Raw genomic sequence first — 12,944 nt, 5'->3', positions numbered from 1 at the left:
CAATCACAATGGAATCCAAGCTCTTCGATCTTACTGGCAAAGTGGCGCTGGTAACCGGCGCGAGCCGGGGCTTAGGACAATATCTTGGCCGCGCCCTCGCCCGGGCCGGCGCAGACCTGATCATCACCAGTCGTGAAGCGAATGCGTTGCACGCGTTTGGAAGCGAAATAGAAGCGCTCGGGCGAAAGGTTCTTCCGCTGGCTTTGGATGTACGAAACCTCGCCAGCATCCAAAAGATGACCGCTGATGCCATCGCCCACTTCGGCAAAATTGACATCCTGGTGAACAACGCCGGATGCAACGTGCGCAAGCCGGCCCTCCAAGTGACCTGGGATGATTGGAACCTTATTCTTGAAACCAATCTGCGCGGAACGTTTTTCGTTTCACAGGCCGTCGCAGCACACATGATTCCCAGGCATTACGGCCGCATCATCAACATCGGCTCGGTGACGTGCGTAGCCGGATACGCCGGGCTGGCACCGTACGGAGCGAGTCGCGGTGGCGTGAAGCAATTGACCATGAGCCTGGCCGACGACTGGGGTCCGCACGGGATCACCGTCAATTGCCTGGCCCCGGGGTGGTTCAAGACCGCACAGAACGCGGTCATGTATGAAGACGCTCAATGGGTGGAGTATCTTTGCGATCGCATCCCGCTCAAGCGACCTGGCCGGCCCAACGATTTGGATGGCGCGGTTGTCTTTCTTGCCTCCGATGCCAGCGAATATATCACCGCACAAACTCTCCTGGTCGATGGCGGTATTTCCGGGGGCGCAACCCGCGCATTAGCGCCAAAGCCAAAGCAACCTTGAACTTCATGGAAATGCGGAAATGCGGACATCACGGACTTGAACTTCCCGTTCTGGGCATGGGCGCCTGGTCCTATGGCGGCGGCGATTACTGGGGACCTCAGGATCAGAAAGATGTCGACACCGTCGTGCGTTGTGCGATCGATCATGGCTGCAACTTTTTCGACACGGCCGAAGCCTACAACAGTGGCACGAGCGAAACGTCCCTCGGCGCCGCCTTGCGCGGAATTCCCAGAGACCAGGTTTTGATCGGAACCAAGATCAGCCCATCCAACACGGAACCGCGAAAGCTGTTGGCACATTGCGAGGCCAGCCTGCGGCGCCTGCAGACCGATTACGTCGATCTTTACATGGTCCATTGGCCGATCACGCCGCACGCCATCCGTCATTTCACTGCACAGCCCATTCCCACGCCCAGCGTGACGGATGCCTTTGAAACGTTGATGCGCCTGCAGGCCGAGGGAAAGATTCGCCATATCGGGGTCAGCAATTTTGGCCGCGAGAAAATCGATGAGGCACTCGCCACCGGCGCAAAAATCGTGATCAACGAACTGCCTTACAGTCTTCTGACCCGCGCCATCGAACTGGAAATTTTGCCACACTGCCGCACGCACGGAATTGGTGTGCTGGGTTACATGTCCCTGATGCAGGGCGTGTTGGCGGACAAGTTCCGAACCATTGCAGACATCCCGGTTTCCCGTCGCCGCACGCGCCATTTTGACAGTCGTCGCAATCCCCAGTGCCGCCACGGGATGCCGGGAGTTGAAGCCGAACTCACTGAAGCCTTGCAGGCGATTCGTAGCATTGCCACCCGCGAGCACCTGACCGTTTCCGAACTGGCATTGAAATGGGCATTCGGCGGCGATGGAATCACCAGCTCACTTTGCGGATCGCGAACGATTGAGCAGTTCCAGGCAAATTATCACGCCGCGTCTGAACCTCTGTTGCCGGACGTGCGCCGGGAATTGAACGCGGTCACGGATCCTCTGCTCGCGAAGCTCGGACCAAGTTTTGATTATTACGAGCATCCGGACAACGACCGGACCCGTTGATTCCATCCTGTCATGTATTCACCTGAGAAGCCGCCCGCTGCCAGCGCACCGGTCACCAAGAAATGGAAATGGAAACTGTGTGGCATTCTGTTTCTGGCCACGATTCTGAATTACCTCGATCGCCAGACCATGGGGCTTTGCAAGGCGCCGATCATGGAGGAGTTCCAGATCAATAACGAGGAATTTGGCAATCTGCTCGCTGCGTTTCGCTGGACCTACGCCTCGATGCACATCGTCGCCGGTTTCGTCGCCGACCGCTTCTCGTTGCGAATGCTCTTCGCCCTGGCTGTCGGGATCTGGTCCTTCGCCGGCGCCGCTGCATTCTGGGTCGGAAGCGTCCTGGTTTTCAAATGGACGAGGGCGTTGCTGGGCGTCGGAGAAGCAGTCAACTGGCCTTTCTCAACTCGCATTGTGGCAAACATGCTCCCGCGCGAAGACCGCGGATTGGGCATGGGAATTTTCAACAGCGGCGCTGCGGTGGGCGCTCTGTTAGCTCCCTTTGTGATCACCCCGATCGCCGCCGCCGCGGGCTGGCGCTGGGCATTTTTCTCGGTCGGTGCAATCGGCTTCTTCTGGGTTGCACTCTGGCTGTGGTTCACCCGCGGCGGTCGAGCCAGGGCCTTTGCCAATGATCCCGCCACCATTCCCACCTCCCGCAGCCTCAAGGAAATCTGGAAACCCTTCCGCACCATCCTGTCTCAACCCACGTTCTGGGTCCTGATCCTGGTTTCCATCACCATCAATCCGTGCTGGTATTTCTGCTGCGACTGGGTGCCCGGCTACCTCAAGGAGCAAAGCGGTTTCTCATTCCTCCGGGCCGGTCTGCTTTCCACTTTCATCTTTCTCGGCGGCGACCTTGGGAATTATGTCGGCGGCGGCTGCGTTAAATTTCTCACGCATCGCGGCTGGTCTGTGCGCAAGGCGCGCGGATGCACCGTCCTTCTCGGCGCAGCGATGGCCTCCAGCATTGCCGTGGTGCCGCACGTGAACAACACCTACGTGGCCATCGCACTCCTCGCCCTGGCTGGACTGGGAATCAACACGATCGTGCCCAACCAGACCGCCTGCCAGACCGAAGTCAGCTTCCAGAACACCGCGCAACTGGCCGGATTGACCGGATTGGCGGCCAACATTGTCGCTGCCCTGGTAAATCCCCGCATCGGCCGCTACGTCGATGTCACCCAGCATTACGATCTTATCTTCTACCTCGTCGGTTTCTTTCCCTGGGTGGCTGCGGCTGCAATCCTGATTTTTGATTCGATGATCTCGCGGCGAAGTCGATTGTCCGCGGGTTAATCGGCAGTGAGCCTCAAGTCATGTCTCCCGTTTGATTGTATTCGTCAGCAGTCGTTCGGGCAAAAGTGGCGTGGCTCCGTCCTGAGAACACACAAAACTTGCCAGCTCATTTGCGCAACGATTCACCTCGTCCAAAACCAGACCCTGTAGCAATCCGATTGTCAGCGCTGCGGTAAAGGAGTCGCCGGCACCTACCGTGTCTTTGACCTCCCCGGGAAACCCCGGATGTTCAAACCAATGATCCATTGAGTACAGAAGACTTCCACGCTCTCCACGAGTGAGCGCGACGAGACGCAGATTGAATTGCCGCGCCAACTTTTTGAGCTGGTCTGCGGGACACCCTTTGATGTCAAACAGCCCGGCAATGATTGGAAGTTCGGCGTCATTCAGTTTAACAACGTTGGAAAGCTTCAACGATTGCTCGATGATTTCACGGGAGAAAAAATGTTGCCGAAGGTTGACGTCAAAAATGCGAAGAGTGGAAGCGCGCGTCGTTGAGACCAGCTTCTGAATTGCATTCCGCGATTCCTCGTGCCGTTGCGCCAGACTGCCAAAACAAATCGCGTCTGCATCCCTCACGATCTGCAATGCCGGGTCCGTTAACTCAATGTGATCCCAGGCAACCCCTTCGTGGATCGTAAATCGCGGTTGGGAATCACAAAGTTCCACCGTCACGGTTCCGGTGGGATTAACCGGATCGATCTGCACTGCTTCCGCCGACAACTCCAGCGCCTTCAATTCAGCAGTCAATTCGTGGCCCAGTGGATCATTTCCCACGCGGCTGATCAGCTTCCCTTCCGCGCCAAGTGCCGAAGCGTGATAGACAAAGTTACCGGGCGCGCCCCCTCTCATTTTCCCTGAGGGCAGAAAATCCCACAGCAATTCCCCGATTCCAACGATCTTATATTTCATGACGCTTTGATCGATTCCAGAACCGAGGTCGATTCATTTGCGACGGCGCACATCGAGGTAAACCGCGGCGAGAATCACCAATCCCTTGACGATGTATTGCAGCGAGAAATGCACGCCAGCCTGGTTCAAACCCTTGTCGAGAATTCCGATGATGATGGCGCCGATCAGTGTGCCGGACATCCGCCCAATTCCACCGGTGAAGCTCGTGCCACCGACCACCACCGCAGCAATGGCATTCAATTCGAAGCCCTGTCCGGAACCCGGCTCTGCCGAGTAAAGTTGCGAGGCGTGAATCACTCCAGCAAGGCCCGCGTAAACCGAGCAGATCATGTAAACCACAATAACGTTCCGCACGATTGGAATGCCGGTGAAGCGGGCCGCCTCGGGATTCCCGCCGATGGCATAAAGATGCTGTCCAAATCGCGTGCGATGGAGGAGAACAGCGCTCACCGTGAATGCGACAAGCATCAGGAGAATGGGCACTGGCACCACGCCAAACAACCGGTCATTTCCCAGGGCTAGGAACAGCCTTTCACTATCCGCCACGGGCAATGGGCGGCTCTCGTTGAACCGCAACGCAGCGCCGCGCGCAATCAGCATGGTCGCCAGCGTGATGATGAATGCGGGCATTCGCGTCCGCGCGGAACAGACGCCATTGATCGCGCCAAACACCGCCGCCACGCCAAAGCCCGCGAGCAAACCGACAAACACCCCGCCGTGCGGCAGAACGGAAACCGCGACCGTTCCAATCAATGCCACCACCGCACCCACGGAAAGATCAATGCCGCCAATCAAGATCACCAGCGTCATGCCAAATGCCAGAATCGCGTTGACTGAAATCTGCTGCGCGAGATCCAGCAGGTTTTCCGTCGCCAGAAATTGCGGCACCCAAACGCGGAACAATCCCAGCAACAGGGCGATCGCCACCAGCAGCGGAATCATTTGTCGGTACGATGTCCAATGCGACTTCATGAATCTCATCAATTCCGGGTCAACTCACCCATGACCTCTTCAGCGGTAATCTCCCGGGACGGCACCTCGCGGATGATTCGTCCGTCACGAAACAGCGCCAGGCGATGCGACAAGTTCATAACTTCGGGCAGGTCGGAAGAAATGAGGAGCACCGCCATGCCCTGCTCCACCACCCGATGAATGATGCCGAACATCTCCTCGCGCGCGCCGACATCCACGCCGCGGGTGGGTTCATCGAGAATTAGAATTTTTGGCGGACATTCCATCCACTTCCCAACCACAACCTTCTGCTGGTTTCCGCCGGAGAGGCTGCCGATCGACTGTTCGTGGTCGGAAACTCTGATGCCGAAGTTTTTGATCGCCCGCGCAACGATCTGGTTTCGCCGTGTCGCACTGGGACGGCAACCTTTGATCCAGTTCTGAGTCCACGGCAGCGCCAGATTGTAAGCCACCGAACCGGTCATTACTAGGCCCTGCTGCTTGCGATTCTCCGGCACGAGCGCAAATCCAGCTTTGAGAGCATCGGGAACACAACGAATATTGACGCGTCTGCCTTCAACCAGAATTTCGCCTGAATCTAATGGGTCGATTCCGAACAGGGCGCGCGCGAGTTCAGTTCTCCCCGCTCCAACCAATCCGGCGAAGCCCAGGATTTCGCCATAACGCAACTCAAAGGTCACATCTTTGAGGCGCGAATTGCTCAGGTTGCGCACCGTCAGAGCAACGGCGCCGGGTTTCCACTCGGGCCGGGGGTAGTGATCCTTTAGATCCCGGCCGACCATGAACCGAATCAGTTCCCGCTGATTCATCTCAGATGCAGACTGCGTTCCGACCGATCGGCCGTCCCTCAAAACCGTGATGCGATGTGCGAGCCGTTGAATCTCTTCGAGTCGATGTGAGATGTAGATGATGCCGACGCCCTGCCCGGACAACTTGCGAAGCTTCACAAACAACGCTTCTGTTTCGGCTTCTGATATGGAAGCTGTCGGTTCATCGAGAACCAGAATCCGCGCTTTAACAGAGAGCGCACGGGCAATCTCCACCATCTGCTGTCGCGCCACGCTCAGATCTGACACCGGTGTGCGCACCGACCCTATCTCCGGCAAATCCAATTCATTGATCAGCGCTTCAGCGTCGGCGAATAGCTGTCGTCGATTCAACCAACCCATTCGCGTCGGTTCGCGTCCGAGAAAAATGTTTTCCGCCACGGAGAGATTCGAAGCCAGCGAAAGTTCCTGATGAATCATCCTGATGCCGGCGCGGTCGGCATCGGCGACGTCGTGAATGACCGCCCGTCGGCCATCCACCTGAATCTCACCTGAGTCAGGTTGGTGTATTCCGCCGAGAATCTTGATCAGCGTCGATTTGCCAGCGCCGTTCTCGCCGAGCAACGCGTGGATTTCGCCGGCGCGGAGATCAAAGTCGACGCCGGACAACGCGGTCACTCCGCCAAATCGCTTGACGATGCCTCGAAGACTGAGGAGCGGAGCCCCTTCAAGGTTGGATGAACTCGGCGGCATTCTCTTTTGTGACCAGCTTTACCTGGATTTTGACATCCTTCTCCACCGGTTTCCCCGCGAGATGGGCATAGGCTTTTTCTGCCGCGACCCGCCCTATCTCCTTTGGAAACTGAGCAGAGGTGGAATGAAGTTTTCCTGCCAGGATCGCCGCGGCCCCTTCCCGCGAACCGTCCACCGTAACTACGGTTACCTGCCCTAGCTTCCCAACCGACTCAATCGCGGAAATGCAGCCAAGCGCGCTGGGATCGTTGATTGGAAACGCTGCATCCAGATCAGGAAAGCGCCCCAGGAAGTCGCGCATTACTGGCCGGCCTGTTTCAATGGTGCCTTTAATCTCCTGTGATCCGAGAATCTTCATGCCTGGATGCTTTGCCATTTCAGCCTTGAACCCTTCCACTCGATCAATGCAGGCCTTGTTAACTGATTGCGCCAGAATGACGATTCTGGCGTTTGGCTTCAAGCGGGCCAGCGCTTCGCAGGCAAGCCGGCCGGCTTCGACATTGTCGCTGGCGACTTGGCACAAAACCAGATCGGGATCGCTGACGGGCGCATCTACAATGATAACGGGAACGTTTTTCCTTTTCGCTTCGATGAGGCTGCCCTTGATGCCCTCCCAGTTCACGGGGTTGATAAAGATCGCGGCTGGCTGCTGCTGAATCAGGTCAGAAAGGTCGTTCTTTTGTTTGAGACTGTTCGCCTGCGCATCCAGCGTAATCAGTCGATCGCCATTCGCCTCAATGCTTTGCTTCAAACCTTCATTTAGATCGACGAAAAACGGATTGTTCATCGTTTGAAAGGAGATCCCAAAAATGCGGCCTTCACTCTGGCTGCTCTGCGGAGGTTCAGCTTTCTGACCGCAGCCGGCGAGGAATCCGCCAATAAACGCGGCAGCAACGAGAACAAGATTGTACGGATAGGTTTTCATGCGGTTTTGGGTTCACGAGGGTCGAGGGTGTGGGACATGAGAGATTGAATCGCGTGCCGAAATCGTTTTTTCACCGGCGCGGCCGACCCTGTGGCCACCGTGAATCCCGGCCCGAACTGCAGGAATGCCGCGGCGCACCGTTACGTAAATGAAACCGACGCGGCCGCGGCTGAGGTGACCAATCAAGCAGGTTCATCGGTGTGTCCAGCTGGTGGGTAATCGCTATTGTTTTCCGTTATCGATCGGCCCCTTGAACTCCGGACCGCCGGCGGCCACATAACCAAAGCTCGCACCCCCGGCATCCGGTGTGACCCAGAACGCATAGAGCTCGCCCGAGCGAAGCTGAAAGCGAAACCTCACTTTCGTGCCCGCCACTTTCGAAAGATCGCTGGCTCCTTTCCAGGCAACCCGTTGACGCGTTGTATCGCCAGAAACGGCGATGCAATTATCCATTGAGAATGGCGCAATCACCCTGCCCTGTTCATCCAAAGCCTCAACCCGCAACTCGCCACCCGGCGCCTTTAGATTCACAAAAAGATGTTTTCCCTGAAACGTCACGGGCCGCGTGGTGAGAAAGCCCGCCTCTTCGCCGGCATCCATCGAAGCAAATCCGTCTCGGCGCAGAAACGCCAAGCCAATGGCCCCTCCGGAATACACATCCGGACCCTTTGGACCGATGCCCGACCAGCCACCATAAAAGAAATAGAGTTTATCGCCGACGATCGCGCAGATTCCGGATGTTGTATGCAGATACCCGCGATCCCAATCGCCCTCCTTGCGCGTGGAGGAGAGGAAAGGAGTTCGATCAGGCCGATCCCAATGAAAGCCGTCTCGACTGTAACCAAATTCCAGATCGTTGATCTTAACCATTTTGTGCTTGTTCCAGCCTTTGGAACTGGTCGGACCTTTGAGGATTGAAAACACGCCCAGCATCACGCTCTCGTAACCGACTGCATCCAGGTTATAGAGCTGCGGTGGATCGCCATATAAACTGCGGTAGTATGTGGTTAGTTCGGCGACAGTTTTGTTTGTCAGCGCTTCCTGCTGAATTTCTGCGGCACTCGGCATCAGAGCCAACAGGCCAGGGTCAGGCTTATCCAGTTCATCCACGCTGACCCACGGACTATGATCGCTGGTTTGCGTGTGGGCCGGCTTTGTAATGTCGTCGGTTTCCCAATAATCCCGGGCGCGGCCCATGCGGTAGAGTCTAATGCTATAAACCCATTTTTTCCGAAACGGATTGTAGAAGAAGGTCGTGTTGTCGCCATCGCCGACGCGCGTCAAACCCTTGTCGGTCCAATGGATCCCGTCGCCCGAAGTGAAAATTCTGCCGCCGTAGGTTTCCTTGGGCCGCTCATAAATGTACATCTTGAAGCGTTGCTCAGGGTTGGTTTCAAAGAGGTCCAGCCAGATCGCCGTCCCGTCGCGATTTCCATGGCCTTCCTTGGGCAACACACGATTGCTGCCGGGAACCACATCGAGATTCGGCCGATCCCACTTGAATCCGTCCTTGCTCGTCGCGTAAGCCGTGCCATCAAACCACCCAGCGTGATACCACATTTTAAAAAGTTGATCTGTGGGATCAAACCAGACGCCATCGTTGAACAGCGTTGCCACCGGCCCCTTCTTTTCAAGCTCGGTTTCGGGTTTGAGAATCGGGTTGTCTTCGAAACGTTGAGCGCGATGAAACGTGCGGTTGAGATCCGTCTTCTCGATTAGAAAATCGTCCACGAACAATTGGCGTCCCACATCAATGGGAATCACCGCCGGTGGCGCCATTAGGTACGGCACAGGTCTGACCGAACGATCGCGTATCGGTGTCTTTGGCGGCCATTCCTTGGGCAGTTGAATTCCGTTGTAGAGCAATTCTCCGCCGGCGGCGGGAGCGCGCTGGCCTTCCGCAGCTGCCGCACACGTCACAACCATCGCCGAAGCAAGTGCAGCAATTCTTCCGACGGCTTTCGGTTCGCTCCTAAAGAGGGATTGAACTGCCCTGACGGCGGCACGGAAACTTCGGCTCCGGTTTCGCCTATTCGCGCTCATTGCAGGCATGTTAATCATGTTCAATCACGAGGATTCCCCACGGGTTGAGAGCTGGAATCGATAACTTCACAAAGTCACCTTCGCGGACGACGGTCACCGGAGTTTCGAGGCACAGGCTCGAAAACTCGCCACGTTCCTGGGCGATCCGGTGTACCGCCGGATCATAAGCGGTTGGCAACCGAAGCCGGGCAGTCAGATTCCCACCGGTGGAAAAATACTCAACCCGCAGCCGGAGCGTGAACGGTTTGGCCACTGACGCCCATTCGATCAGGTGAATGACGATCGGCTGAGCGGCCTGGCCAGGCTGCGCGCGAACAAATGCGTAGGCTTCACCACTGCCTGTTCCAATTTTAACCGGCGTGCTTGCGCCGAAACGCGTTTCCTTCATTCCCGTGCCAGCAGTAGTCACCGCTTCGTATCCATCCAAAAACCGGGCGTTGCCGCGAATGAACCCGGACAGATCCGCGTAGTCTTCGGCCCTGCCAAAATAGCGTGGTGCGTTGTTGGGCATGTAAACATCCCAAGGCAGCAGCATCCAGGCCCCGGCGGCATAAAGGGTCGCCAGAGCGCGGCGGTTGTTCGCAACCGAAGTGTCGCGATACGAAAAAACCATGGGCATGCCGCCACTCGCGGCCAACTTCTTTTGCAACGAGACGGGATGCACCTGGTCGCCTTCAATTTCAGCATTGATGAAATCAAATGCGGGCGCGGTCCAATCCAGCTTATCCCGGAACCCAATGAGATTGTTGTGGGAGAAGGGCACCCGGCGTCCCGCGTAGGCGTCCAATTCACCATGCATTTCGCGATGGAACTGAAGAATGGATTCCTGCTGGAACTGCTCGTACGAAGCATCTCTGCCGTGCTGCTCCTGATACGCGGTAAATGCTTTCGAGCAATAGGCGCAGTAGCAGAACGGAGGTGCCGTGCGTGTAGACATCTGCGGATCATCCTGCTGCATGAGATCGACTCCGGCGTCCACGTAACGCCGCGCCTGATACTGCCAGGCCGCCCGAAATTCGGGTGAATTGGCGCAGCCCACGAACCGTTCAGGATGGAACCACGGATGGGTTTTCAATTTCCCATCCTGACCTGTAACCCGCCCAAGTTTCATCGACCCGTTTGCGTCCTCTTCCGCATCTTCGAGAGCACCCCCGACGGTCAGCCCCATCGCCCTGGCTTTTTGAACGAATTCTCGGTCCAGTCCGTAAGTCCACTCCAGCCGCGTAATGTGAAAGTCCCGGGCCATTTGGAAGGTGTCGTAAGGATCGGCCCTCTTTCCGCGGTGAGGATGCGGCCTGAGGTTGCGAACCGTGACATCGCCGTACTTCGGGGCACCGGGCACCGCCGGTCTGGCTTTCGCGACTTCCCATACGCGCAAGGGGAATGGTGCTGCGTTGAGACTGAATCCCACCAGCGCGGTGACACAGATCAATAAAGCAGACCCGCCCAGCCTCGTTACCGGTCCTGACAGCATCCTTGGTTCGCGGCTAAGGATCGGCATTGGGTTTTTTACCGGATTTCAGCTGCGGCTTCCCGACAAAACTGAACAGCTTCAGCGGTCAGCAGCGCGCGATGATAGAGGCGCAGCTTTCCGATTTCACCCTTGAACCCGGGTCCAATCTGCAATGTGCCACTATCCTCAATCTGGCGGAAATCCCGATGCAGGGAACCCCAGCCAAAATCGCGTTCGGTTCCGCCATCGCAAAACTGCCCGTCCACCACAAATGAAATCACTTTGCTTCCACCATCCACAATCGCGACGATCTGATGCCATTGCCCGGCTTTCAGCAACCCGGCATCACATTCCCAAGCGGTTTGGATGCGCCGGTCGCACAACGTTATTTTTACCGTCCCACGGTCCGTTGTAACCAGCGTGATGCCCTGGGAATTTGTCCCGCGACTGTCCAACAGAATCTGTCCCGCCGCCACGGAATCGAACTTGACGGATAACGCCACTGAAATTGAACCGCGCTTGGAGAACCGCGGTTCACTCGGTTCGCGGTGCTGCTCCCGCTTGTCAAAACTCGGCCAGGCCGGAATTGTCGCCGTCTGCCCGGTGCAGTTCTCGAGCTCAAGCACCTGACGATCTGCACTCCTCGAAAGCGGCTTCAACTCACCCCAGACTCCGGCAAGGATCCTCGGGTTGATGATGTGAACGCGCGCTGCTGTCTTTTGCGTTTCGGTGACGTATATCTGGCCGTCGTCTTCAATAAAATCCGGATAGCTGATCCCTTCGGTCGAATCCTCGTCATAGAGGAGAATCTCGGGCTCCGACCAGTGGATCATCCCGTCATTTTCAATGCCGCCCAGAACCCACGCCGGATTACGGTTGGCGTTTCCCGGGCTGTTGTAATTCGCGAGACCGTTGTTGTGAAACCAGTAGAGAAATTTCCCGTTGCCAAACTTTTTCACAAAGTTCGCCGCACGCGGATGCTTCACCAATCGCTTGCCGGGGCCATAATTCATGAACGCGGGCGGCGTCCATGTATGTCCGCCGTCGCGGCTATAGGCATGACAGGGATGGCCTGCCACGGTGCGATAGGTGCAGAACAGGGAACCGTCACTCAGGCCCACCAGATTGTGCTCGTCACCGATTTTTCCGGCGGCGGGTCGCAGGCCGACGTCACCGTCTGGAAGTGTGATCCAATGGAGCTTCTCGGGATCCAACTCGGTGTTCAGGTTCGTGCTGCAAATAAATGCGCCTTCAGACTCGGCCATGAACCCTTCGCCGAAACTGCCGACTTTTGCGAAACCAATGTACGCATTCCCCTGGTGGAGGATCGGTTTGCCAACGCCCCACCAATACTGGATTCGCCCTCCATAGGGATTGCGCCGGTCAATATCGAAGTTACGAATCGGAACACGATAACGGTTGAGACTCCACGTGCGCCCGTTGTCATCGGAAAACCGAAACATCATCGCACCCAGGGTATCCACCCGCGAGGCATGCTTTTCAGAACCCGGCTCGGTGATCATATTGGTGAGACCGTCCACGTTATAGGTGTAGAAGATGTAGATGCGGCCGGTGGAGCTGATGAACGGCAGCGCCCATGACGCAACGGGCCCGCTGTCCGGTTCAAGATTCTTGAAGTCAGTCCACGTCCTGCCTTTGTCTTCACTGCGACAAACGGTGATCGTCTGGCCAGCATCGCCTTCACGGGTCGCGCACGTCGTGATGGAACAAATCCACGAGCCATCCTTTGCGATCACCACGAACGGTTGATCGCTGTAGCCCCAGTCCCGAATCATCATGCCTGTTCGAATATTCCGGGCGTCCAGATCCGCAGGCGCGGCACGGTTCGCCGCGGGAATGGCAGCAACCGCACCTAGGACTGGAAGCAGCCACAGGCTAAGGATTATTGCCGGAACAACTCTTTTCATGGTCATCACGATCCTGTAAATAGTTATCACATTCAAA

At 56.8% G+C, this 12,944-nt stretch carries 10 protein-coding genes; 3 read left to right on the top strand and 7 right to left on the bottom strand.

Going from position 1 to position 12,944, the window contains the following annotated elements; translation table 11 throughout:
• The first annotated feature begins 8 nt into the window (after positions 1–8).
• From VEH04_13330 to VEH04_13320, 3 genes are read left to right on the top strand one after another with little or no spacing between them, the layout of a single operon-like run.
• A complete protein-coding gene (locus VEH04_13330; protein HYG23760.1) occupies positions 9–809 on the top strand; it encodes a glucose 1-dehydrogenase in 801 nt (266 codons plus the stop codon).
• A 5-nt stretch (positions 810–814) separates the two neighbouring features.
• Positions 815–1,858 carry an aldo/keto reductase gene (locus VEH04_13325; GenBank protein ID HYG23759.1) on the top strand — a complete coding sequence of 348 codons (1,044 nt, stop codon included), beginning with the start codon at positions 815–817 and terminating at the stop codon, positions 1,856–1,858.
• A gap of 12 nt (positions 1,859–1,870) precedes the next feature.
• Entirely contained in the window at positions 1,871–3,154 is a 1,284-nt protein-coding gene (locus VEH04_13320) for an MFS transporter (protein ID HYG23758.1), read from the top strand.
• A gap of 18 nt (positions 3,155–3,172) precedes the next feature.
• Here the strand turns inward: VEH04_13320 and VEH04_13315 are convergent, their stop codons facing one another.
• From VEH04_13315 to VEH04_13285, 7 genes are all read right to left on the bottom strand, one after another.
• Positions 3,173–4,066, bottom strand: a complete 894-nt coding sequence (locus VEH04_13315) for a carbohydrate kinase (GenBank protein HYG23757.1) — start codon at positions 4,064–4,066, stop codon at positions 3,173–3,175.
• 33 nt (positions 4,067–4,099) lie between these two features.
• Complete coding sequence (locus VEH04_13310) at positions 4,100–5,008, bottom strand: ABC transporter permease (GenBank protein HYG23756.1); 909 nt, start codon at positions 5,006–5,008, stop codon at positions 4,100–4,102.
• Between the two features lie 38 nt (positions 5,009–5,046).
• Positions 5,047–6,558: a sugar ABC transporter ATP-binding protein gene (locus VEH04_13305; GenBank protein HYG23755.1), complete on the bottom strand. Its 1,512-nt coding sequence runs from the start codon at positions 6,556–6,558 to the stop codon at positions 5,047–5,049.
• Positions 6,533–7,483, bottom strand: coding sequence for a sugar ABC transporter substrate-binding protein (locus VEH04_13300; GenBank protein ID HYG23754.1), 951 nt, complete (start codon positions 7,481–7,483; stop codon positions 6,533–6,535). The genes VEH04_13305 and VEH04_13300 overlap by 26 nt, the downstream gene beginning before the upstream one ends.
• 222 nt (positions 7,484–7,705) lie before the next feature.
• Entirely contained in the window at positions 7,706–9,409 is a 1,704-nt protein-coding gene (locus VEH04_13295; protein HYG23753.1) for a glycosyl hydrolase family 32, read from the bottom strand.
• A gap of 127 nt (positions 9,410–9,536) precedes the next feature.
• The gene (locus VEH04_13290) at positions 9,537–11,027 is read right to left on the bottom strand and encodes a hypothetical protein (GenBank protein HYG23752.1); all 1,491 of its coding nucleotides are present in this window, start codon (positions 11,025–11,027) and stop codon (positions 9,537–9,539) included.
• A gap of 8 nt (positions 11,028–11,035) precedes the next feature.
• On the bottom strand, positions 11,036–12,913 hold the full coding sequence (locus tag VEH04_13285) for a LamG-like jellyroll fold domain-containing protein (GenBank protein ID HYG23751.1): 1,878 nt from the start codon (positions 12,911–12,913) through the stop codon (positions 11,036–11,038).
• Positions 12,914–12,944: the final 31 nt, after the last annotated feature.

The sequence above is a fragment of the Verrucomicrobiia bacterium genome (genome assembly GCA_035629175.1).
Taxonomy (GTDB): Bacteria; Verrucomicrobiota; Verrucomicrobiia; order Limisphaerales; family DASXHY01; genus DASXHY01.
Note: the sequence above shows the minus strand (reverse complement) of the source record. Positions and strands in the feature narration are given on the sequence as shown.